Here is a 25,045-nt window from a genome sequence, read left to right as displayed (position 1 = left end):
TTACTCCTCCGCTCTGTCCTGTCTTTCAAGAATCAGTTTTTCCATTGTATCTTTCAATATACGGAAATCAATCGGTTTCGAAATATGTGCATTCATTCCCGCTTTCTTCGTAAGTGCAATATCCTCGGCAAATGCATTGGCCGTCACCGCAATGATGGGGATCCTCCGTGAATCCGGACGTCTTGCCCTGCGGATTGCCACAGCCGCCTCGCATCCGTCCATCACAGGCATCTGCATATCCAGCAGAATCAGGTCAAAATACCCCGGTTCCTGGGCCTCATACAGTTCTACCGCCTGTCTTCCATCCCAGGCGGAAGCGGTCTCTGCACCGAAGGAGCCGAGCATCTCTGTCATGATCTCCATGTTGATCGTATTGTCCTCCGCCACAAGGATCCTTTTTCCCGCAAGGATCTGTGTCTCTCCCTCTCCGGACTCTCCGGCAGGGCCGCGTTCCTCGTGTATTTCGGAACTGCCGCCGGTTTTTCCGCCGCTGACGCGGAAAGGAATCGTAATTTCAAACAGACTTCCCTCTCCTAGCGCGCTCTCCACCGCAATCGTTCCATCCATCTTCTGCACCAGTTCCCGGACAATCGGCATGCCCAGTCCTGTCCCCGCCACTTTAGCCGCGCCAAACTGGACTTCCCTCTCAAAGGGAACAAACAGTTTGTCCAGGAATTCCCGGCTCATCCCGGCTCCATTATCCCGGATCCGGAAACAGTATTTTCTGAACTGGCTGTTCGTATCGCGGATCTCGCCTACATCCAGCTCGATCACTCCGTCCCGCCCGGTGAACTTGAAGGCATTGGAGAGGATATTGTTCAGTATCTGCTGGAGTTTTCCCCAGTCGCCCACAACTTCCGTGTCCTCAAATTCAAACTTCACAATGAGTCTTTTCCCTTCCGCTTCAATCTGGGAACGGTACAGGGAAACGAGATCTTCCAGATTTTTCTTCAGGTCAAAGCTCTCGCTGCGCAGTTCCAGTTTTCCCGCTTCAATCCGCGACATGTCAAGGATATCGTTGATCAGTTCCAGGAGCTGTTTCCCCAGGCGCCTGATTTTCCCCAGCGTATCCCTGATTTCGGAAGGATCATCCACATTGTTCTCCGCAAGGTCTGTCAGACCGATGATCCCGTTGAGGGGCGTCCTCATGTCATGGGACATCTGGGAGAAAAATATGTTTTTGCTCTTCGCCATATTGTCCGCGGCTTCCAGAGAATTCTTCAGCAGTTCCAGACGGGAGAGGTCCTGTTCCTTCGCCTCATTGACATCCCGGAAGGCAAGAACTACAGTGCCTTTCTGCAGAGATTCATCATACAGCATCTGCACATGTACCCAGCGGTATTCCCCGTTGAACTTTCTCTTAAAATCACCGCCGAAATCCCGCACTCTGCGCTTCACCAGTTTCTCCATGCCTTCCGAGGAAAACACCCGGCAGAACTCCCCGTAATCGTCTTCCCGGATCACTTCCCGCATCACGGCCAGGAGCTCGCTGTAGTTTCCTTTTCTCGGGATCTTGACCCTGACATAATCAGAGCCTTTCATCATGTAATACCGGTCTGCGCGCAGGTCGATCTGGTAAAGGGCATAGTAGGAATTTCCCAGGACTCCGATAATCTCATTGTAGACGGCAGCTTTGCGGCTTGTCCGGAAATCCGTAACTGCAAACAGAATTACCGTCAGGACGAATACCGTGATGACGCCGATAAATATCTTCCACGCCTCAGCATACGGTTCCCAAAGTGCCTCATAGGGGATCGTAACAACTGCATACCATCCGGAGTCCAGTCTGTAATAGTAAGCCCCCCGCTCCAGACCGTCCACGCCGATGATGCGCGAATCACTTTTCCCCTGTACATTCTCTATGATCTCACGGAATACCCCGTCAAACCGCTCCTGCAGTTCCTCATAGTTCAGCTCTGTCAGGCTGTATGACAGAAGCGTTCCTACAGAGTCACAGATATAGTAGTTCGTTCCTTCCGGCGCATCCTGTTCGCCCTTCATCTCCGCTTCATGTGCCGGATATATATCCACCGCAACAACATCATCCGTTCCCCGGATCTTCATTGCAAGTGTCACCACATCCCTTTTAAGCCTTACATCCTCATATACATCTGTATAAATAATATCTCCGTCTGCAGCCATCGCCTTCTGATACCACTCTGCATTTTCCGGATTGAAATTCTCCCTGCCTTCCCACTCCAGCGCTGCATAGATCCCTCCGTCTATTACCGCATACAGATCAATCTCGCCGAGATCCATGGTATCCATGGCGAATGCGAGGTAATCCCGGATCATCGCCGAGCAGTCTTCCGTCCTGTTCTCCGGTCTCAGCTGATACTCCATCGCCTCCAGAACCGTCTCATATCTGCGGACTGTAATCACTTCATTCAGCCCGTATACATGCGCTCTTTCATCGCCTGCCGTCTGTACATTTTCGATAACAGCCTGATACATCCTTGAAGCCGCATAGGGAATGAAAATGCTTATGATCAGGATGGACAGGATCAGAAAAAGATAGCTTTTTCTTCGTTTCTTTTCCATGTTTTCTACTTTCCGCTTTCGTTTTCTTTTATATCCGTATGGAGAATTTTTCTCTATAACATTATAGTTTCCGGATAAATTATATTCAACCGGAAATTTCCCGGTCAAAAAAACAGCCGGAGAAATGCCTTCCCCGGCTGTATAAAATCCTATGGAGTATACGGGATTCGAACCCGTGGCCTCCACAATGCGAATGTGGCGCGCTCCCAGCTGCGCTAATACCCCATGGAAAAGAGTATAGCACTATTGCCGGGAAAATACAAGTAATTTTCTCCAACAAGTTCGACATCGGAGGGTCCGCTCCCGCAGCGAAAGTCCTACGCTTTCGCTCCTAGGCTGTCTATAATGGTGATGACCAGTCCCCGGATGCTGTTCTCCGTAGTCCGGTAGGGTGCAATACGCAGTGTGTAATACCTGCCGTTCATGGCTGTCACTTCCCGGTCGATCGGAACCAGGTCCTTGAGCACTTCCTTTGCATCTTTTATGATGTCCTCATCCGGGAAGCTGTGGGCAAAGATCTGCAGGGAACGTCCCACATCATGGTCCATAAGCTGGAACTCCCGTCCCACATACTCCGTAAATTTGCGGATATTCAATGCGCTGTCCACGAACAGAATTCCGATCATTGTGGAGGAGAGGAAGTTGGACAAGTCATTGGTCAGCATGGTCAGTTCATCCAGTTTCTGCTGATACTCGGTATTCACCGTGTACAGTTCCTCGTTCACTGACTGCAGCTCCTCATTGGAACTCTGGAGTTCTTCATTGGCGGTCAGGAGCTCCTCGTTGGCTGCCTGAAGCTCCTCGTTCACCGTCTCAAGCTCGCCGATGGTCGATTTCAGGTCATTCTGTGATTCATGAAGCTCCTGCTCCAGATCCGCGATTCTTCTGGCTGCCGTCGTATCTACATCATACTTCTCTGTCACTCCGCCGGGATCTTCCGTGTCATGCTCCGCGAAAAGAACGGCAATAAGTCCTGTATCCTCCCTGTTTTTCCCCGGCACGGGGCTGACTGTCAGATTAATGGTCCTGCGTCCCGACGGACAGTCCACGGTGATTCCGGTATAGGTGACTGTGTTATGTTCTGTCCGGCAGCGGTTCAGCGCCGTGGATGCCACCAGGCTCAGATCCTGGTTGATCAGGCTGAAAAAGTTAAACGTCGCCTTGCCCGGTGCGATGGTGAGATAATCCTGATAATTCCCGAAGAAATGGATTACATTGTTTGCCTCATTCACCACCACCGATGCAGGAAGAAAGTTCTCCAGGAAATGCACGTATGTGCTCTCCAGTGTATAATCCCCGGACTCCCTGTCAAGAACGCTGCTTATTCTGGGTGACACATTCTGGACATTCGGTATATTAAACGCGATCGGCGCAAATTCGTCCACTTTCCCCTCTCCTTTATGTACATATATTTTTTCTGCATTGCAGACCGGCGTAAATACCGCCGAGTACTCTCCCGCAGTCTCGCTCTTTCCGAGGAAGAGGTATCCTCCGTCTTTCAGCGCGGAATGGAAGATACCGAACAGCGCCCTCTGGAGCACCGGCTGAAAATAGATCATCACATTCCGGCAGCTGATCAGGTCCAGCTTGCCGAAGGGCGGATCGGAGAGCATATTGTGGGGCGCGAAGATGATCATCCTGCGGATCTCCTTGGAAATCGTATACTGATCATTCTTCTTGGTGAAAAACTTCGCCAGTCTCTCACTGGAGACATCATCGAGAATACTCTCCGTAAACACTCCTTTTCCCGCCTGCTCGATCGCTTTTGTGTCAACATCGGTGGCAAAGATCTTGACGTCCCGCTGAACGCCCAGCTCATCCAGGACTTCCCGGAACAGAATTGCCAGGGAATACGCCTCCTCACCGGTGGAACAGCCTGCGCTCCACACGCGCACAGGCTCGTTCTCCCCCGCCCGTTCCACGATCCTGTAGATCACTTTCTGCTTCAGTTTTTCAAAAAACGACGGATCCCGGAAGAAATTGGTCACACCGATCAGAATCTCCTTGACCAGAATCGAAGCCTCATCCGCATCTCCTGAGAGAAATTCCACATACTCTGCCAGGCTCGGCTTGTGGGTGACCACCATGCGCCGCTCGATTCTGCGCAGCACGGTGGTTCTCTTGTAATTTGTAAAATCGATCCCGCTTGCTTTCTTAAGAATGGCGTAGATCCGCGGGAAAGTCTCCTCATCCGAGAAAAGCACATCCTTCTCCTGAGGTCTCAGAAGTGTGGGGTAATGGGAGAAATTCAGGATCTCGTCCACGATCTCATCCGGCGAAAGAATAAAATCAGCAAGCCCCGTATTGATCGCGCTTCTCGGCATCCCGTCAAATTTCGCCGTCTCCGGGCTCTGTACGATAACCAGACCGCCCTTCTCCTTTACGGCCTTGACGCCGCTCGTACCGTCGGATCCCGTCCCGGAGAGCACCACGGCAATAGACCGGTCATTCTGCTCTTTCGCAAGGGAGGTGAAGAACACATCGATCGGATGGTTGAGCGTCCCCTGGACGAAATCTGTCAGAATGAGCCTTCCGTTCCGGATCGTCATATTCTTTTTCGGAGGTATGAGGTAAACATTGTCCGGCAGGATCTCCATCTCGTTTTCCGCCTGCATCACCTGCATCTCCGTATGTTTTCCCAGGATGTCCGCCATAAGGCTCTTGTAATCCGGGGAGAGATGCTGGATCACGACAAAACTCAAACCGCTGTTTCCGGGCATATGCTGGAAAAACTGCTGCAGCGCCTCAAGGCCTCCTGCCGAAGCGCCGATACCGACTATGAGCGGGGAATTCTTTGAAACTTCTTCCGATGTTTCATTTGTACTTTTTCTTTCTGTCATCTTAAACAGTACCTCCTCGTTCTCGCATTGATTTACCTGTTCATATTCTGCTTCAGGTAGCGTTTTTCAAACTCACATGCCGGAAGGGGCGCCGCATAATAGTATCCCTGTCCGCAGAAACATCCCGCATTCAGAAGCGCCTCTGCCTGCTGCGGCGTCTCCACACCTTCCGCAACGCACTCCATCCCGAAATCATTGCAGATCTGCACAATATTCTCCACAAGCATGTTACTGATTTCATTTCCCGGCAGGTCGTTTATAATCGTCCTGTCCAGTTTGATTGCATTAAACCGGATATTGCTGAAAACAGAAATATTCGCATATCCGGAGCCGAAATCATCCAGTTCAAAGCCGATCCCGCACTCCCGGAAATTGTCCACGATACAGGCAAGAGTCGCTTTCTCCATATCTCCTGCCGTCTCCGTAATCTCCAGTTCGATCTGCTCCGGAGGGATCTCGGGGTAACGGCTCTGTATGGCCAGCACCGAGGCAAGGGACGTAGGATTGAAAAGGGTAATCCTGGATATGTTTATGGATACTTTCACCTGCGGCATCCCCGCCTCTTTCCAGTCATGCAGCTGCCTGAGCACCTGCTCCAGCATCAGCAGATCCAGCTCCCGGATGGAACCGCTCTGTTCCAGCACATCAATAAACTGAGCCGGAAGTACGATATTCCCTGACTCATCAACTCCCCGCGCCAGCGCCTCCGCCCCGATCAGCGCGCCGCTGCGCATATCGATCTTGGGCTGAAAATACGGCATAAAGTGACTCCCCGAGATTTCCGCCGCGGCGGTTTTCTTCTCCACATGCAGCATTCCTCCTGCCGGATCCGCCACTCTCGTATTCTCGCTGCGCATGACAGCCTGTGCCTCACGGACAAGATTTCTCGCCGAGAAGATTCCATCCGCCCAGACATAGCCGATTCTGACCTGTCTCGGATACCTTCTCTGGATCATCGTGCGCAGCCGGGTGCACCGTCCGATAAACACTTCCTGAATCGTATTCGGGAAGAGCACGACGAACTCCGCATCCCAGGTCCGGAAGATGAAGCCTCTGCCAAATACACTGGTGAGCGACTCGGAAATATAAAGGAGGAACTTTCTCCCGTACTCAAAACCGAAGTTGCTGTTGAGCATGGAAAAGTCCGGCACATCCAGGGACAGTGCCCCCATGGAACTGTAGGAATCCGAATCCAGGGAGTAAACCACATCCATATAGGAACTCAGATTCGGCAGGCTCGTCAGCGCATCCTGCCCCGCCCCCGTCTGTGCAGCCAGAGATTCGAAGCGTTTCCTCTCTCCTGCTATATACGGGATCAGTGTTCCGAGCAGAGCTGCTTCCCTGCAATGTTCCTGCGCATTTTCGATGCACAGGAATCCTTTCACTGTATTCTCTCTCTGCAGCGGGAACACGAAGAACCGCCACGCCCCGCTCCTTTTCAGATCTTCCGGCGCTGCCGGACATTCCATAAATACGGGCTTTTCCTGCCTGAGGCATTTTCCCAGCAGAGGGATCTCTTCCATTCCGACTCCGGTCAGAATATGCTGGATGCTCTGGCGCCCTTTATTCGTCCACTCATAAAGCATGGATACGGTACGTCCGTCCTCCTCCAGCGAGAGAATGTATGTCCGCGCCGCCTGATAGTATTCTCCGATACACCGGAGGGCATTGAGCATGGACGCCTCCAGAGAACGGGCAGTGAGCATATCCGTGACACAGTGAAAGGCCACGCCCTGTTCTTCCCTGGTAAGCCGGCGCTCCATCTCGTCCTCCTGCACCTCAATGCCGGAGTCTGCGCTCTCTTTTCTCAGTCCTGCCCACGCCCAGTCTTCCTCTTCTCCAGGAAAGGCAACCGTGTCCATGGCAGAATTTTTCCACATCTCGCACAGGTATCCCGCCCGGATCACAAGGATATCATAATCCGCCCGCTCCACAGGCTCCACCACAGCTCCCGCGACGAACCGCGACATCTCCACGCCGTAGATATCCCCCATACACGTCCGGATATATGCGAAGGCATCTTCTATCCTCTTCTTCAGGTCAAACCTGGAGCCGGGAGCGGGGAAGAACGCCAGGAGTGTATCCGGCCTGTACTCTCCCACAATACAGTCCATCCCCAGCGCCGTAGCCAGCACCGTGGCGAGGAATCTCCGGGATTTTTTCTCTCTTTCCCCTTCTTCGCCGCTCCCCGGCCAGGGACCGCCGACAAAGCGGATCATGGCAAGGGCACATTCCGCTTCGATTCTGTTCCGGATCAGGCATTCCGCCATGTTTTTCAGGGACTGCGCCGTACAGATCCCGGTCTGCGGATCGCGCTCCGGTTTTCTTCCTGTCATCCGCTCCCGGTCGTGGCGCTGCTGGTTATCGCAGAAGCAGGCAAACATATAGACATCCTGTGTCTTCGGCTCCTGAACCAGATTGACCATATCCTCCATCCATCGGATATTTCCGCCGCTGTCAACTCTTCTGTACTCTGAGGAGGACCAGACCTCCCCTTTCTTCATATCTTCGAGAAGACGTTCCCGGCGGAACCGCTCTTCAAAGTCCATCCCCTGAGACTTAAGGAACATATGGTTCTTTTCAAAATGCATAACCTCGGTATACGTCTTTCCCCAGGTCCACGCAGTCTGATCCATGCCGTTGATCCAGATCTCCTCCACGTAATCTGCTGTCAGATTGGCTTTCACGCGGATAAGAAGGGTATGTCTGAGTATCTCCGGGAGAGCCCTCCGCGGAAACATGGCGCTTCCGATCCCTGAAAGATCCGGAAGCTTCGACTGGATCCCCACTGCCTTCACCGGCCGTCCGTCCGGGTCGTAGGTCATCCGGTACGACAGCGCAACCCATCCGTAGCACCGGCTCGCCCTGTCGCGGATAATGAAATTGCCGCTTCCCGCGTCTTTCCCCGCCATGAGCTGGTCTGCGAAGGCGGAAAAATCCGCCGCGGAATCCGGGTGTATTATGCCGCGCTCGATAAACGACCAGGGGAAATCCCCGATCACGGTATCCTGTCTGCAGCACTGTTCATCCACATTGAATGTATTGTACGTCCGATTCTCAAGATCCACCTCCCACATCATATGCGGTGTCTGGCGGAACGCGACCCTCAGACGCTCATTGCTTTCCCGGAGCTGGCGCTCCTTCCGGATCAGCTCTGAGATATCGGTGGACATCTCCAGCATGACCGGATATCTGCTGCCCGGATAGGCAACCCTGGCAATCCGGACATGCCGCCAGATCCAGTCGGAGGCCCGCTCTGAGGACCCCCTCCTGGAAATGCGGTGGATATGGTCTGAGATGCCTTCTTTATCCGCACTTTTCCGGATCAGCTGTTCATAATCCGCCTCATAGTCGGGGTGGATTCCGATCTCTTTCAGGCCGCAGGGCAGCCGCAGCTCCTCCTGGGTAGTCCCCAGCATCTGGCAGAATCCCTGATTTGCATAGATCAGCCTGAGCGCCGGTCCCACCTCGATCAGACCCACTCCGCCGTCCAGATATTCCAGCAGCGTATGCACGGATATTGCCCCGGAAGTCGCTCTCAGCGCCCTGTCCCGCATCTCATCCGCATTCGTCAGCAGGTGGTAGCTCCTGCGCCCGTTATTCTTCGCCTCGTAGAGGGCAGCGGCAGCCTGCCCGAACAGCTTCTCGAACGTAAAGCTTCCGCCCTCCGCAAGGTAGACTCCCACAGAGGCAGTCACCTGTATCACCGGATCCGTTCCTGCTTCATAATGCATCATGCTGCAGAGCTGTTCCGCTTTCCTCTCGATATCTTTTTCCGTAAAAATTCCCTTTACAAAGACCAGAAACTCATCTCTTCCGATCCGGCTCACCACATCCGTGGCCTTAAAAAGAGCAGAGAGAGTCTGACACGCACACTGTTCCACGTGTTCCTCTTCCCGGTAGCCGAGCCGCTCGTTGACTTCCGGCATATTGTCCAGGTCGATCATGAACATGGCGCATCTGTCCTCTTCCGACATCTTTTCCAGATGCCAGTCAATATACTTCCGTGCCCTCTCTCCGTTTATAAGTTCTGTGTACTTATGCCTGTACTTTGACACTTTACCCTTCCCTGTTGTGTGACGCTTTTCCGGGTCGGGTTCTGTATTTCCCATCATCAATTTTATCTCCTTAAGATGCAGCCTTTTGAAGCGTCGCTCTCCAGTTCATTATAGTCCCATTTTTCGGCATATTCAATACACATTCAAATCTTTTTCTTCTCCCGGGGCAAGAGAGATCTCCCCTCCGTCAGGCAGCACAAGAATGCCTTTCATCCCTTCCGGGAGGCAGATTCTGACTTTCCAGCCCTCTCCTTTTTCCGAATCAGTAACTTTTGTGTAGGAAAAACCTATTTTTCCTCCCGGAACAGCTGCCTCTCCCTCCAGATCCGGCAGGTAATCCAGGTGAGGACAGATTCGCACTGTCTCCCAGCCGGCTTTGTCCGGACAGATTCCTGCCACAGAACGAATCATCTCATAGATCGGAAGAGCGCTCCACGCATGGCAGTCGCTTCTCGTATCCCCCGGCGTCTCCGGACAGGTGGTGCAGTTCAGATCCAGAAGTCCTTTCCAGAGTTCCATGTTCTCTTCTGTGTACGCATACATTCCCGACTGTTCCAGTGCCCGGAACCACTCGTAGGACGTTGAGAATGTCACTTTAAGGACGTCTCTGCCCTCCGCGGCATTTCTCAGGATCCGGTGTGACTGCTCCGCATCCGTCATCCCGTTGAGCACCGCCCACGCCTGGGCGTGTTCCGTGTACTGTTCAAATGACGGTCCCTCACGGTACATGCCGCGCTGTTCATCCCAGCACGTCTCCTCTACTTTATCTGTAATGGCTTTCTGACGCGCAAGATACTCCTGCGCCATCCCTTTTCTTCCTGCCGCTTCGTTCAGCTGTGCCGCACACTTCAGGGCATAGGCGTACATCAGATTGATAATGCTGGACGGTCCCTTTGCCAGAGCAGCGGGAATGCCCGCGCATTCTCCCCATGCCGGCTGCCAGTCCACGAACTCCCAGTATCCGAGCCGTCCCACCAGGCCGTCCTCCCCGATCTTCCTGTCATAGAACGCAAGGATCATATCCATGTCCGGGAAATACTTTTTCACCGTGCCCATATCCCCCGTCTGCATCCAGTACTCCCGCAGCATATAGATATAGTGCAGGGAGAATGTGGAGATGATCTGCGGGTAGGCAGAGGGGTATTTGCCGTGGATCAGTCCCTCCGGAATCATGGAGCAGTGATAGTCTTCCAGCGCCTTTTTCGCCAGACGCGCATCCGTACTGACGCAGTAGGTGAACATGGCCTGGAGGCGGGTGTCCATGGGGAACTGCATCTGCTCGTAGTACGGGCAGTCCATATACGTCTCCAGCATACAGTTTTCCAACGTCCGGAGGCTCATCTCCCAGATCTCTTCCACCCATTTTTCCGAAGACTTCACCCAGGAACCTGTCTCAAGGGGATATCCTGTTCTCCGGAATACAGGGGCTTTCACCTGCACGTCTTCGGCTCCCGCCTCAATGCTGATGCGGACAAACCGGAAGGTTCTCACCCAGAAGGGCTCGTAGGCAAGACCGGTTCCATCCAGGATAATCTGATCGGTAATCCCTTCAATCTCTCCGTTCTCCACGTCATCTCTTCTTAAGATTTTCCCTTCCTTTACAAATTTTTCGAAAAAGGTCACAGATACCTTTGCTCCTTCTCCTCCCTCAAAACAGAATTTCGGATAGCCGTTTTTGATCACGCCGGCATCCAGGATCAGTTCCTGTTTTTCTCCTGCCGGAACGGTAATCTCTCCCTTCTTTAATATCCCTGTCCCGCTGAATGCGGAGCCTGTCACCTCCCTGACGAATGTTTCCTGTCTCTCATATAAAAGAGGAATCTGCCTCTCCATCATGGGAAGGCGCTGCACCAGGCCCACCGTATTCATAAAATGATCAATCGCAACCGTCTCGATCCGGGTACATGCCGCCCAGCCGGAAGAGTCGAAATCCGTCTCCTTCCACGCGGAAGGGGTGTTCCTGAAATCAATCTCCTCGCAGACTGCGCCGAGATTCTCCGTGACCTTAGTGCTCTTCAGGCAGAAGCTGCCGTCCAGATACACTCTCCAGTCCGCTTTTCCTGTTGTCACGGTTCCCCGCTTCTCCCCGTTTTCATCCAGAATATCGCCCTCCACGGCCAGCCGGTGTCCGCCTCCCGGGGAAACCACTGCGAATATGGACGCCCTCTCATCTGTCTGCTTCACAGCCTCGTCCGGGTCACAGTAGAGCACCTGTACTGCCAGTACATTTTTCCCCGGCCTCAGATACCCGCTCAGCTCCAGGGTATCGTAAAACTGGCGGTAACGGTCCCCTTTGCAGGGTCCGGAATTCACCGGACAGCCGTTCACCCACAGCCGGTAGCGGGCGTTTGCCCCGATATCTATGGTGAGTTTCCCCTGTTCCGGCGCCTCAGCTTCAAGGCGGTAATAGGCGAACCTCCCTGTCATGTCTCCCTCGAGAATGTTCCATTTTTCGATCTCCGCCCGGGGCACCCCGAGCCATACTGCTTCTTTCCACATGTTATTTTCCTCCTGAGTCTCTGAATTCACCTGCTGCCATCCGCAGTTACTGCTATTTTAAAAAAATGTCTGTGATGTGCACAGACATTTTTTTGCTATATTGTAATATTTTTCGCTGTCTTTTTCATCTGCCGACTTATCTCGGGCGGCCGGCTTTCTTATTTGTCTTTCATGGCGAATACTTTCATGGCTTTCTTGCAGTTCTCTTTCATCGCCTGAGTGCCCCAACGCACGATATCGTGGTACATAACAGGCTCGTCATGATCCCCCTCCACAAGAGAATAGCAGTATTTGTACTTCTTGCCGTTCTTCTCCAGAGGAATGCATCCCATGCGGAACTGATCCTCGATCCCTTTTCCACCTGCGATCGCCATATAAGTATAGTAATTCACCTTTCTCACGCCGCTTCGGATCGCCCTGCGGAAATCCTCGTCGCTGACGCCGGAACCGCCGTGCATGACAACCGGGATATGTGCCTTTTCACGCACCCGCTCCACCACGGAGAAGTCAAGTTTGGGAGCGCTTAGGTACACGCCGTGGGTCGTCCCGAAGGAGCATGCCAGGGCATCGATTCCTGTTGCCTCCACAAAGATCTTTGCCTGCTCCGGATCGGTATAGATCTTATCCGGATCCGTGCCGTTCCCTGCAGAACCGGTTCCCGTCTCTCTCTTTCCCATACAGCCGATCTCCGCCTCCACAGAAGCCCCCGTCTGCCTTGCAAAGGAGACTACCATCTGGGTATTGGCCAGATTCTCCTCAAAAGGCAGAACGGAACCGTCATACATGACGGAGGTAAACCCGAGATCCAGCGCCCTGCACACATACTCCAGAGTCTCGCCGTGATCCAGGTGTACGCACACCGGCACCTTCGCCTTCTTCGCCATTGCAATCATGATCGGTCCGATCACGTCGATAGGCATAATCTCCTCATGGACTTCCGCATGCTGGATGATCACCGGCACGTCCAGCTCCTCCGCTGCTCCGATGACTGCCATCACTGCCTCCAGGTTCGGTGTGTTAAAAGACCCCACCGCACATTTTCTCGCCTCGCACAGATTCAGAATCTGTCTTAAAGTTACTAACATCTGTCTTTCCTCCTACATCTTTTTATCCGATAATCTGATTTTCACACAGTAAGATTTCTTCTCTCCCGGCGCAAGCATTTTGAGCATCCCGGTCTTCCGCATGACATCGCGGCCATCGGGATAGCAGTTGCCGCACTCCAGTCCCAGGACGTAGTCCCGGACGCCCATCATCTTCCACTCCACAAAGCCGTCCAGTTCTTCCGCATTGAAAGTGATCTCCAGTCCCATGGAAAGTTTCGGCTGCCAGATGGAAGCCCGTCCGTCCTTCCCGGCAAACCGGTGGTAATAGCAGCGCTCCACGTATCCTGCCTGGGGCGGGATCATCCGGCTCCAGTTTTCCAGGTCTTCCGCCGCGTGGTCATCCCGGGGAGTCACACTGACGGAGGGGATCTCCACGATGCTCTCCTCATCCAGAAGCGGATATCCCATATTCATATGGTAGAGGATTTCCAATGGCTCCTCCCGGTCCCCGGTGTTCTCGACGGTATCCCGGATCTCAAAGCTGTTCTCCTCCAGGCTGATCCCGTACTCTCTTGTCAGCCTGAGCTTCTGTGCGAAGATCCTCTCATCTTTCATCACCGCCCGGACTACAAGTTCCTTCTTCTCCCGGTCCTCGAACCAGTATGCCTGTTCTGCGGGCGTGTTGGCGATGGTGCCGTGGAGAGGCAGCCGCTCTCCCGCATCCGTGCAGGGCGATCCCACAGCGCGCAGCCCGCAGGTGGTCAGATATCCCGCGGTAAAGGACTTCAGCCATCCGTCCTCCCGGTCGTCGTAATAGGACGGAGAGACGTACCCGCAGGGTGAAAAATATGACATGTTGATTCCTTTATATGCCAGCCTGGAAACGTCGGCGCACCGGTCCAGGGAAACGGTCATCTCCAGCCCCCGCCCGTTGCTGATCTCCAGAAGGCGCATCCCGTCTCCCTTTCCTCCCACAAGCCGGTGTTCTTCCATCCGGTATAACTGGGAGTCATGTCCGATATAGGAATTGACTAAACGATCTGAATTCATGGTTCTTCTCCTTATTCTCTTCTATTCTCCTGCCAGAGGCCGCACTGCCCTGTACAGCCTGCGGTAGCGCCGGTAGATTTTCTCATATTTCTCATGCATCTCCGGCCTGGGCTCATAGACTTTCTTCTTCTCCACCATATGTGCCGCCGCATCCTCAAGATCCCGGAAACATCCCGCCGCAATCCCGGTCAGCATGGCGCTGCCGACGGTTCCCGCATCCACCGTATTCAGAGCTGTAATGGGCACGTTGAGCACATCCGCCTTCATCTGCATCCACACCTCGGATCTGGCTCCCCCTCCGGTGGCGTGAAGCATCTTAAAGTGAATCCCGGAATCCTCCAGGCACTCCAGATTGAGCTTCATCTCATAGACAACGCCCTCCATACACGCCCGGTAAATATCGCTGACCGTGGTATCTGTCGTAAGTCCGACCACCGCTCCCTTTGAGCCGGTGTCCATATAGGGCGTGGCAGCTCCGGCGAAATGGGGAAGCACCAGAAGCCCAGTCGGTTCATCCGGCGCTTCTCCTCCTCTCTCCAGCATGGAATTGACGGAAATCCCCTGTTCCTTTGCCAGTTCCTTCTCCTTCTTTGCCAGCGTGTCCACGCACCACTGGATCAGTGCCCCTCCGGTATAGGAAAATGCGTAGCACACGTATTTTCCCGGAATCACATAGGGCACTACCGCAAAATTGCCTTCATACATCACTTCCAGTTCCGGAACACTGTCGTACACCGGTGTCAGGCACTCCACGGTTCCCGCGCCGTCCACTGCCCTGTCGGAATCAAAGACGCCGGCGCCCACTGCCGCGGCGATCTGATCATGACTGATGGAGACGATCCGGGTATCCGGGGAAAGGCCGGTCTCCTGTGCCACCTGCTCCGTGATCCTGCCCGCCGGGGTTCCGGTGGGGACAGGCTCGGACATAAGCTTCATGTCGATTCCCGCCAGATCGAACATCTCCCGGCTCCATTTCAGGCCGGTGATGTCAAACGCCATGGTCCGGGTGGCCAGGGAATAATCGATCTGCGCTTTCCCGGTCAGGGCAAAGACCACATAATCCTCCATGAGGAAGATGTGTTTCGCCTGCCGGTAGATCTCCGGCCGGTTCTTCTTCATCCACATGATCTTGCACAGGCTGTACATCTCATGAGGCTTCAGCCCGGTAATGGAAGCGATGGACTTGCCGTCCAGTTTCTCCGTCAGTTCCCGGCACTCTTCCGCTCCCCGGGGATCGGTGTACAGCATTGCCCGGTGGAGCGGTTTTCCCGCCTCGTCGGTCATCACAAAGGTCTCCCCGAAGCTTGTGACGCCGATTCCCGCGATCTCCGGGTGGCGCGCCGCCATCTCCCGGACCACTGCCATGACACCTTCCATAATCGCCTCCGCGTCAATCTCGTGCTCACTCTTTCCGCGCTTTGCCGGGTAATCCCGGTAGGACTGATCCAGCTTTTTCCCGGTACTGTCAAAGACCGTCAGCTTGCAGCCGGTGGTGCCAATGTCAAGGCCGGCGATCTTGATATTCCTGACATTCCTACGCTCCTTTTCTTCTACTGTTGTGCCGTCCACCTCACAGTGCCTCCTTTCCCTCCGAAAAGCCCGCTCCGCTGTATACGTCTTTCAGTATCTCTTCCACATAGCTGCGGCTGCGCGCAAGGGATTCCGGATACTTTCCGTCATCATTCACAGCGAACTCCACGGTCATGGAACCTTTATAACCCATTTTTACAAGTTTTTCGATCACATCCGGCAGACAGATCATCCCGGTTCCCGTCGGTGCCGTACACATGGGCATCCCGTCGCAGTCGTGGTCCGCAGCCGGATGATCCGCCGGGGCTTTACGCATATCCTTGAGATGCACATACCCGATGCGCCCCTCGAAGAGATCCAGGAACCGGACCGGATCCTCTTTCTCGAGGATCATATTGCCGCTGTCGTATACCAGTTCCAGTGCCGGCACCTGATCCAGAACGGATCTCACATCCTCCGCCCGGCACAGTCCCAGCCGGAGATCCGGGAAGTCTTCGATGACGGCATGCATGCCTTTTCCTTTTATGTATGGGACGATTTCTCTCCAGTGCCGTACCTGCTGCGCACGGATTTCGTCCTTTGTATATCTGTCAATATCGTCCGAAGCCTGCGTCACCAGCATGATTACATCCGTTCCCAGGCGTTCCGCCTCGTCTGCAGCTTTCTTTGCGTCTTCCACTCTGCCGGCGAATCCGGCCTCGTCCATGGCGGCAAATGCTCCAAAGCAGATATAGCTGCTCACTCTGAGATGATGTTTCTTCAGAGTTTCCATGACAAAATCAGTTCCCAGAAGCCCGGTCTCCCATGCCGTCACATCCACGGCGGGATACCCGGCTGCCTCCGCCATCTCCATGATCTCGTCATACCCGTCCTGCAGGGTGTCGATTTCTTTCTGTATCCGGTACATGAAGAAAAGTCTCCCGGTCATATTCATCGTCATCAGGCTGATCTGATTCATCTCACAGCGCCTCCCTTCTTAAATCCAGGTATTCACATTCTTCCTGCGTCAGTTCGATGCGAAGGGCTTCGATATTCTCCCGCATCCGCTCCGGTTTTGAAGTGCTCACCACGGCAAACATGTTCATGTTCTGGCGGAAGATCCAGGCCATGGCGATCTGCGGCACAATCACGCCCTTTGCCGCCGCCAGGAGCTCGCACCGCCGTAACCGCTCAAAATTCTCCGGATAGCCGTACCCTTTCATGGCGTTGGCGTCCAGGATCTTCCCGGCATTTTCCGCATCGCTGCTCCTGAGTTTGCCGGAAAACAGGCCGCGCCCGAGACTGGAGTAAGCCACCACCGGCATCTGGTTTTTCCGGTACCATTCCCGCGCCTCTTCATTTTCCGGGCCGGAAATGGTGACACATCCTCCGCCCCAGGGATCTTCCATCTGGTCTGCCAGACCGAAATTCGGACTGGAGACGGAAAACGGGATCAGATTGTGTTTGTATGCATACTCATTTGCCTCTTCGATCCTCCGGTGGGTCCAGTTCGACCCGCCGAAAGCGCCGATCTTCCCCTCTGCGTGCATCCCGTTGAATGTTTCCACGATCTCGCCCACATTCATCTCCCGGTCATCCCGGTGGAGCAGATAGATATCAATGTAATCCGTGCGCAGATATTTCAGGGATCTTCCCAGGTCTTTCTTCATCTCTTTTTCATTGACACGCTTTTTTCCGAACATACTGGGATGGCCGCACTTGGAGAGAAGCACGATCTTATCCCGCATGTTCTTCTCCTCAATCCATCTTCCCAGGGACTGCTCTGCCGCCATATAATTTCTCGCCGTGTCAAATGTCGTCACTCCCGCGTCGTACACTGCATCCAGCAGATCATTTCCGTTGCCATTTGTCATAAACGGCTGCATGGCAGTGCCGAACAGAATCCGTGAAACCGGTTTGTCCACATAAGGTACGGTTGCATACATCATCTTGTTTTCCATGAAATTTTCCTCCTTCTGAAAGACGAAGAGGCAGTCTGAATTTCCCAGGCTGCCGTTCGTTCCGTGAGATTTCTATTCGTCGATATCCACCCAGTCATATCCGAGATATGTGGTAAACGCTTCTTTTAAAATCTCTTTCATATGTCCCACGCCTACGGAGGTGTGGTGTTTGAAGCCGCCTCTTGCCAGACGGATCAGTTTGTTCTGCAGATCCGGGATCTCCGCAACGCCGCCGCAGCCGAAGAATTCTTCCTCGATCGGATCATCGGTGAATCTGGCTTCGCTTGCGTAGACCACGATCTTTCCGTCTTTTGTCTGGCAGTTGGACATGGTCATGTCAAAGGGACGGATTCTTCCCTCGTTGCTGCCCCATCCGGAACCCGGATCTCCTTTTGCGAACATCTTGTGTTCCGTCACGGTTCCCTTTGCCGTCATCAGAGACTGTGCCACCGGACCGCAGTGGAAGAGGATCACTTTATTCTCATCGTCGCCGTAGTTGTTGTTCCAGTCAAGAACTGCCGTGGGCTGCTCGCTTGCCAGGTTCATGGCGCGCATGGTCAGGGCGGAACACATGTCGATCTCGCAGGAAGCCACGATTCCCCGGTCATTGAGTTCGCTTAAAAGCACGCAGGGACATACCCGCATGATCGTCTCCATCTCATTCCAGCAGCGAAGGGTAAGCGCATCCAGATGATACTCTTCGATATACTCGTCCAGAACAACGGAGATCTTCGCCAGGGTGAGCATGTTGCTCTCCGGCACTTTTGAGCAGTCCGTATAGTTTTTCAGACGCTCGATCTTCGCCAGCACTGCCGCGTCATCGTCCGCTTTCTGGTTCACCTTGAAGAACACTTCCGAAAGATCAAAGGACTCCACGTTGATCCCATATTTCTGGAGGGTGATCTCGTCAAAACGCACCGTCTTGAAAGCGGTCGTCCTGGCGCCGATGCATCCCACATTGAACCGTTTCATTCCGTTTACTACACGGCAGATCGCCGCGAAGTCTCTCAGGTTCTGCGCGAATGCCTCTGACAGCGGATGAACCACGTGGGGTTTCATCACGGTAAAGGGTACCTGATACTGGGTAAACACATCCGTCACGGAGAATTTTCCGCAGAACGCATCCCTTCTGTGAGCGAAGTCCATCTTGCCGATCTCGTCCGGATATGCCTGCATCAGTATCGGCACGCCCGCGTCCTGAAGAGCTGTGATGGCTCCGTTTTCGTCCGCGAAAATCGGCATGGAAAAGATGACTCCGTCATACTGTCCCTCGTGCTCCTTGAGCCATTTGGCATACAGAAGCCCCTCGTCTCTTGTCTCCACACCGCCGTAACGGGTCAGCTCCGCATCCATGGCAATGTAGTCGTATCCCGCGTCCGTCACTGCCTTGATCATGTCGTCCCTTGCCCCGTAGATCAGTTCTCCCGGCATGAATCCTCTGTTGCAGAAGCAGAGTGCAAATGTCATTTTCTTCATTTTCGTCCTCCTGTCCTTTTCTCGAATCCGGTTCGTCCCGGTGTTTCCTGTTTCGCTTTCACGGTTCCGTGTCTGCGATTTCGTTTCTGTGTTTTTGTTTCTGTGATTTTATTGTAGAGAAAAGGACAGGAAGATGATATAGTATAACGTTCTTTTTTCTTTGAATTTGTCCGCTCAGTGCTGTACCGTCTCCGTATTGAATCCCCGGGCAAAGACAGGTCCCATGTACTTTGCCACAAGAGGCACGAGTTCCCGGTCAAAATTGTCTTTTACCGCAGTCTCTTTTCCGAACACCATGGTATGTTCCGTCTCCGGGTCGGAGGCTGACCAGTGGGGAACTTTGCTGTGGTTCGGATCGCCCTTTTCCGCGAAGGCCATCACACAGCCGAAGACTTCTTCCTCCACCTTCTTCGTAACCTCCCCCTGCTGCGTCACGGGGACAAGCTCCGTATTGCGGAACACGAATGGAATATCCGCACAGTGCCAGGGCGCTCTTCCGTCACCCACAGCCATATTCAGATCAAACAGATAGGAGTAGGTGCAGTCGTTTAATCCGCTTCTGATCTTAATATATTCCTGGGTCGGCAGCCGGAAAATGAAATCAAGCATCATCACTTCCGCCGGATCTCTCTCCGGGTATGCCTTCTCAAACAGCGGAAGCAGCTCCGCCGCTGCATCTGCGCCCAGAAGCCCCTTCACGGCTTCCTCTCCCGGGACAGACGGATCCCGTCCTGCAAAGGCATCGGAAAACGCGGTAAACTCTCCAAACACCGTGCCGATCACAAGGGGAATACGAGCCGTCTCCTGACGGAAACCGTTTTTCTCCGGCGTTCCTCTGTAAAATGCATTCGGATGTGGTGTACCGCCGATGTATTTTCCTTCTTTCTGGAGCTTCGGGCTCACCCGGTTGTACGCGGCTGCCAGATGCCCGTAGGACACCTTCTCAAGCTCCTTCACGTCAGTAAGCTTCAGTTCCTTCATCATGGCGCGCACCAGTTCTTCTCCGCTGCCCTCGCTGTCCGCCAGCACCGGTCCGATGATTCCGCTCATGATGATCCCCTTCGCATACAGCCCGTCCGCCGCCGGCATCTGCAGGAGTGTGGTGATCTTCGCCCCGCCGCCGGACTGTCCGAACAGCGTCATATTGTCGGGGTCTCCTCCGAATTTTGCGATATTATCCCGAATCCATCTCAGAGCGGCGATAATGTCATCCATTCCCGCATTTCCGGAATTGGCGTATTCTTCACCGAAAGCCGAAAGGTCGCAGAATCCCAGGACATTGAGCCTGTGGTTCACGGAAACGACAACCGCCTGTCCCTCCCGGCACATATTCTCCCCTTCATAAGCCACCTGCTCGATGGCGGAGCCTTCCCTGAACCCGCCGCCGTGAAGCCAGACAAGCACCGGACGTTTCCCGTCATCGCAGCCCGGCGTCCAGATATTCAGGTTCAGGCAGTCCTCGTTCTCGATCCAGTAGCGGTGGGGCACCATCAGCTCGCCGTTTGCCTGGGGACGGTTCAGAAGCGGGCAGACATACCCGTAATTCGTGGCGTCCCGCTCGCCTTCCCACGGCTCCACCGGCTCCGGCGCGTGAAAGCGCCGCGCTCTCGCGTAGGGTATCCCCTTGAAAATGGAAATATTGTCGTACTCATATCCTCTGATCTTTCCGTAAGTTGTCTCAACGACCGCCTTTCCCGGGCCGTATGTAAATACATGTGACATAATCTGATACTCCTTCCTGTTGGTTTGTCTCTATTTTATATATTGTATATCAGTGCAGGCATGTGGACAAGAAGGAAAAACTTTTTTGCCGGGGAAGGGATAACTGTGCTATACTGAATTTGCTGTATCAATCGAAGTACACGGATATTTTGAGGAGGATGACCATGATTTCCACTTTCAACCTCCAGAAGCTGGGCGACCTTCTGAAAGACTTTTATACGCTGACCCGGATCCGGATCACCGTCTTTGACGAGACGTTCCGGGAACTTGCCGCATGCCCGGAAGAAGTCGCGCCTTTCTGCCAGGTGATCCGGACCGATCCCGAGGCAGCCCGGCGGTGCCGGCTCTGCGACACACTGGCCTGTCAGACTGCATCCCAGAGGCGTTCCCCCTATACGTACCAGTGCCATGCGGGACTGACCGAGAGCATTGTCCCTCTCTATACCGGGAATATTCTCATCGGATACCTTCTTTTCGGACATGTGTTTTCCTATCAGAGCCACGAGGACGGATGGGAGATCATCTCCCGGCGGTGCAGAAACTACAACATCGACATGGACGCGCTGAAAGACGCCTGTTTTGAGCGTCCTCTCATCCCGAAAGACTACATTACCTCCGCCACGCATATCATGCAGGCCGTTGCCTCCTACCTGTGCATGGAGCGGATGGCTTACCTGCGGCAGGAATCTCTTCCCGTGCGGATCGATGAATACATCAGCCGGCATTTTACCGGGGACATGGATATCGAAACGCTCTGCGAACATTTTCAGATCGGCAGAACCCGCCTCTATGAGATTGCCCGGGAGAATTACGGCATGGGCATCGCGGAACATATCCGCAGGCTCCGCATCGAGAAAGCGAAAGTACTTCTGGAGGAAGAGCCCCGGATGTCCGTGGCGCAGATCGCATCGGAGTGCGGTTTCGGGGATTACAATTATTTTATAACAGTATTTAAAAAGCTGACAGGATACGCTCCGGGAGCGTACCGCCGACGGAATGGAGATAAATGATGAAATATAAGAATATTGTCTTTGACTTTGGAAATGTTGTGGGAAGATTTGACGGAAATTACATTTTACATCAGTTCTGTTCTTCCGAAGAGGATTATGAGACGCTTTTCCCCGTCCTCTTCTCCAGGTGGCAGGAGCTGGACAGGGGCACGATCGATTACGATCAGTATGCAAAAGACTGCGAGGAGGCGCTTCCTGACCATCTGAAAAAAGCATGCCGCAGCTTCTTCCGGAACTGGGCGGACTTCGCCCATCCCATCCCGCAGACGGCAGAGTTCATACATGAATTGAAAAAGCAGGGGGCAGGGATCTATCTGCTCTCCAACGCTTCCACCTACTTTGCAGACTACATGCGGAAAAACTGCAAAGCCCTGGAAGAATTTGACGGCATTGTATTTTCCGCACCCCTTAAAATGGCAAAACCGGAGCCGGAAATCTACCGCTATCTTTTCCGCACTTATGATCTGAACCCTGAAGAATGTTTCTTCATCGATGATCTTGAGCCCAATATAGAGGCCGGACGCAGACTGGGAATGGAGGGAATTGTCTTCACCGGAGATATCGACGCAGTGAAAAAGGCGGTCGGCTTCTGAAAGCCGCCCGCCTTTTTCCCGAATCCGCATTTTGACATACTCGTACTTCTACATATTCCGCACTTTGAATTCTCTCTGTGCCTCTCTCTTCTGGTCTTTCTTTGCGATATCATCCCGCTTGTCGTAGAGCTTCTTACCTTTTGCCAGGCCGATCTCCACTTTTACCAGACTTCCGCTGAAGTAGACCTGCAGCGGCACCACGGTGATTCCTTTCTCCCGCATCTTCCCGAAGATCTTGTCGATCTCTTTCTTGTGAAGGAGGAGTTTTCTCACACGGAGCGGATCCTTGTTGAAAATATTTCCTTTCTCATAGGGGCTGATGTGCATGCCGTAGATGAACATCTCCCCGTTCTCCACCCGGATGAACGCTTCTTTAATGCTGCACTTTCCCATTCTGAGAGACTTGACCTCCGTCCCGTGAAGGACGATGCCCGCCTCGTATTTCTCAAGGATAAAATAATCGTGATACGCTTTTTTGTTATTCGCGATAAGTTTGATTCCTGTCTTTGCCATAATTCTTCCCTCTTTCCACAGGCTGCCGCAGCCCGCTTACACCAGTTCAAAATTCACTGTCCGCAGGAGCCGGTCCGCCGCGCTTACACGGACTTTCACCGTCTGTCCCAACTTGTATGTCTTTCCGGTATGCTCCCCGACCATCTCGTAGCGTCCCTCCACGAACTCATAATGATCATCCCACATATCACTGACATGTACAAGTCCTTCCACCGTATTCGGAAGTTCCACATAGATTCCCCATTTTGTCACACCGGAGATCACACCCTCGTACTCTTCTCCGATACGGGATTTCATATACTCTGCCTTTTTCAGCTTGACAACCTCGCGTTCCGCCTCCTCAGCCGCGCGTTCCTTCATGCTGCACCGGGCTGCCACCTCCGGCAGGATCTTACGGTAATGTTCGATTCTGTCCTCATTCAGCCTGCCTCTTAAGTTCTCCTTGATAATCCGGTGAATCTGGAGATCCGGGTATCTGCGGATGGGGGAAGTAAAGTGTGTGTAATACTTCGCCGCCAGTCCGAAATGTCCGGTGTTCTCCGTGGTATACGCCGCCCGCTTCATGGACCGCAGGGCAAGCCGGCTGATCAGCGCCTCCTCGGGCGTACCGTCCACTTTTGCCAGAAGCTTCTGGATCTCCATGGGGCGGACTTCATTTCTCACATGGATGTGGTAGCCGAAATTGTTGATAAAAAGGCTGAGCTGCCGGATCTTCTCCTCCTCCGGCGCCTCGTGGGTCCGGTACAGGAAGGGCACCTCCCGCCAGAAATACTCCTCCGCCACAGTCTCATTTGCCAGAAGCATGAAATCCTCGATGATCTTCGTGGCAGGGTTCCGGTCATATGGACGGATATCCACCGGTCTGCCGTTTTCATCCAGGTCGATCTTCGTCTCCGGAAGGTCAAAATCAATGGAGCCCCGCTTTCCCCTGCGTTCGCGGATCAGTCCGGAGAGTTCATGCATCAGCCGGATCATGGGGATGAACGCTTCATTTTCCGCAAGGACATCCGCATCGCCTTCCAGCATCTTTGCCACTCCGGTATAACTCATCCGCTTATCCACGCGGATCACTGTCTCCGCTATGATATGGTCTGTCACCTCCCCGGAAGGATCTACCGTCATAATACAGGAGAGCGCCAGCCGGTCCTCCCCGGCGTTGAGGGAACAGATGCCGTTGGAGAGAGTGTGGGGCAGCATGGGAATCACCCGGTCCGCCAGGTAGACGCTTGTTCCCCGATTCAGCGCCTCCCGGTCAAGAGCACTGTACTCCTGGACATAATTCGTCACATCCGCGATATGGACGCCCAGACGGTAATTCTCCCCGTCTTTTACCACGGAAACCGCATCGTCCAGATCCTTTGCATCCTCCCCGTCGATGGTCACCATCTGCCAGTCCCGCAGGTCCATCCTTCCCGCGCAGTCCGCCTCGCTGACCGGTTTGCCGACACGGACCGCCTGATTGAGCACCCGCTCCGGGAATTCTGTGGGAAGTCCGCTGTCTTTTACAATCGAGAGAATGTCCGTTCCGGGGTCATTGACATGTCCCAGAATCTCAACCACCTTTCCCTCCGGCTTTGTGCGCTCGCCGCCGTAGGATGTCAGCTCCACCACAACCTTGTGCCCTGTCATGGCTCCCATCTCTTTTCCCGCAGGAATATAGATATCGCTCAGATATCTCTGATTGTCCGGCCGCACGAAACCGAAGTTCTTACTCTTTTCATAGAGTCCCACAACTTTCACGACGCTGTGGCTGAGAATCTTTACGATCTTTCCTTCCCTGCGTTTTCCGCCCGGATTCCCGGTGACGATATATTCCACCTCATCACCGTGGAAAGCGCCGCCTGCATACTCTTCCGGAATAAAGACGTCGTCCCCGCCTTCCTCCGGAGCGACAAAGCCAAAGCCGCGCACATTTGCCTGGAAAATGCCTTTTTTCCGTACCGCCTGATCTTTGCTGTATTTCCCCCTCTTGGAAAGAGAGACTTTTCCTTCTTCCACAAGAGCGTCAAGCACACTTTTCAGTTCTTCCCGCTGCTCTCTCGGAATCTGCAGAACAGCCGCAATCTCCCGGACCCGCATCGGCACATAGAGATCGTCGCAGATAAAATCATAGATTACTTTTTTTCGCTTTTCAAATGTCTGGTCCATCGTTACACTCCCCTGACGTATTTATAGCTGCCGTTCGCATACGCCCCGTTTCCCGGCGTCTGCGCAGAAAAAAGAAAAC

Annotated in this window: 15 protein-coding genes and 1 tRNA gene; 2 read left to right on the top strand and 14 right to left on the bottom strand. The window is 53.6% G+C overall.

Annotation, left to right across the window (positions count from 1 at the left end):
* The 12 genes from B5F07_RS02125 to B5F07_RS02070 all read right to left on the bottom strand — a co-directional run bounded on the left by B5F07_RS02125 (position 1) and on the right by B5F07_RS02070 (position 20,702).
* Positions 1 to 2,541, bottom strand: coding sequence for a hybrid sensor histidine kinase/response regulator (locus tag B5F07_RS02125; RefSeq protein WP_140397966.1), 2,541 nt, complete (start codon positions 2,539 to 2,541; stop codon positions 1 to 3).
* Positions 2,542 to 2,693: 152 nt separating this feature from the next.
* A tRNA-Ala gene (locus tag B5F07_RS02120) sits at positions 2,694 to 2,766 on the bottom strand.
* A gap of 92 nt (positions 2,767 to 2,858) precedes the next feature.
* The gene (locus tag B5F07_RS02115; protein ID WP_087159631.1) at positions 2,859 to 5,381 is read right to left on the bottom strand and encodes a chemotaxis protein CheB; all 2,523 of its coding nucleotides are present in this window, start codon (positions 5,379 to 5,381) and stop codon (positions 2,859 to 2,861) included.
* Positions 5,382 to 5,413: 32 nt separating this feature from the next.
* Positions 5,414 to 9,496, bottom strand: a complete 4,083-nt coding sequence (locus B5F07_RS02110) for an EAL domain-containing protein (protein WP_087159630.1) — start codon at positions 9,494 to 9,496, stop codon at positions 5,414 to 5,416.
* A gap of 75 nt (positions 9,497 to 9,571) precedes the next feature.
* Positions 9,572 to 11,938, bottom strand: coding sequence for a family 78 glycoside hydrolase catalytic domain (locus tag B5F07_RS02105; RefSeq protein ID WP_087159629.1), 2,367 nt, complete (start codon positions 11,936 to 11,938; stop codon positions 9,572 to 9,574).
* Between the two features lie 158 nt (positions 11,939 to 12,096).
* Positions 12,097 to 13,023: a class II fructose-bisphosphate aldolase gene (locus B5F07_RS02100; RefSeq protein WP_087159628.1), complete on the bottom strand. Its 927-nt coding sequence runs from the start codon at positions 13,021 to 13,023 to the stop codon at positions 12,097 to 12,099.
* 12 nt (positions 13,024 to 13,035) lie between these two features.
* A complete protein-coding gene (locus B5F07_RS02095; RefSeq protein WP_087159627.1) occupies positions 13,036 to 14,034 on the bottom strand; it encodes an aldose 1-epimerase family protein in 999 nt (332 codons plus the stop codon).
* Positions 14,035 to 14,055: 21 nt separating this feature from the next.
* Positions 14,056 to 15,603, bottom strand: coding sequence for an FGGY-family carbohydrate kinase (locus B5F07_RS02090; RefSeq protein WP_242972396.1), 1,548 nt, complete (start codon positions 15,601 to 15,603; stop codon positions 14,056 to 14,058).
* A 1-nt stretch (position 15,604) separates the two neighbouring features.
* Positions 15,605 to 16,522: a sugar phosphate isomerase/epimerase family protein gene (locus tag B5F07_RS02085; RefSeq protein WP_087159626.1), complete on the bottom strand. Its 918-nt coding sequence runs from the start codon at positions 16,520 to 16,522 to the stop codon at positions 15,605 to 15,607.
* A gap of 1 nt (position 16,523) precedes the next feature.
* Positions 16,524 to 17,504, bottom strand: coding sequence for an aldo/keto reductase (locus B5F07_RS02080; protein ID WP_242972395.1), 981 nt, complete (start codon positions 17,502 to 17,504; stop codon positions 16,524 to 16,526).
* A 72-nt stretch (positions 17,505 to 17,576) separates the two neighbouring features.
* Positions 17,577 to 18,980, bottom strand: coding sequence for an L-fucose/L-arabinose isomerase family protein (locus B5F07_RS02075; protein ID WP_242972394.1), 1,404 nt, complete (start codon positions 18,978 to 18,980; stop codon positions 17,577 to 17,579).
* Positions 18,981 to 19,154: 174 nt separating this feature from the next.
* Positions 19,155 to 20,702, bottom strand: coding sequence for a carboxylesterase/lipase family protein (locus tag B5F07_RS02070; RefSeq protein ID WP_087159625.1), 1,548 nt, complete (start codon positions 20,700 to 20,702; stop codon positions 19,155 to 19,157).
* Positions 20,703 to 20,866: 164 nt separating this feature from the next.
* Here B5F07_RS02070 and B5F07_RS02065 point away from each other — a divergent pair, with 164 nt between their 5' ends.
* Positions 20,867 to 21,712 (top strand): PocR ligand-binding domain-containing protein, encoded by an 846-nt coding sequence (locus B5F07_RS02065; RefSeq protein WP_162613028.1) that lies wholly within the window; start codon positions 20,867 to 20,869, stop codon positions 21,710 to 21,712.
* A complete protein-coding gene (locus B5F07_RS02060; protein WP_242972393.1) occupies positions 21,709 to 22,305 on the top strand; it encodes an HAD family hydrolase in 597 nt (198 codons plus the stop codon). Before B5F07_RS02065 ends, B5F07_RS02060 begins: the two co-directional genes overlap by 4 nt.
* Before the next feature lie 48 nt (positions 22,306 to 22,353).
* Here B5F07_RS02060 and smpB read toward each other — a convergent pair whose 3' ends face one another.
* A complete protein-coding gene (smpB, locus tag B5F07_RS02055) occupies positions 22,354 to 22,818 on the bottom strand; it encodes an SsrA-binding protein SmpB (protein WP_087159622.1) in 465 nt (154 codons plus the stop codon).
* A gap of 36 nt (positions 22,819 to 22,854) precedes the next feature.
* Positions 22,855 to 24,966, bottom strand: a complete 2,112-nt coding sequence (gene rnr / locus B5F07_RS02050) for a ribonuclease R (protein WP_087159621.1) — start codon at positions 24,964 to 24,966, stop codon at positions 22,855 to 22,857.
* Positions 24,967 to 25,045: the final 79 nt, after the last annotated feature.

The sequence above is a fragment of the Lachnoclostridium sp. An169 genome, from assembly GCF_002160525.1.
GTDB classification, from domain to species: Bacteria; Bacillota; Clostridia; order Lachnospirales; family Lachnospiraceae; genus Mediterraneibacter; species Mediterraneibacter cottocaccae.
Note: the sequence above shows the minus strand (reverse complement) of the source record. Positions and strands in the feature narration are given on the sequence as shown.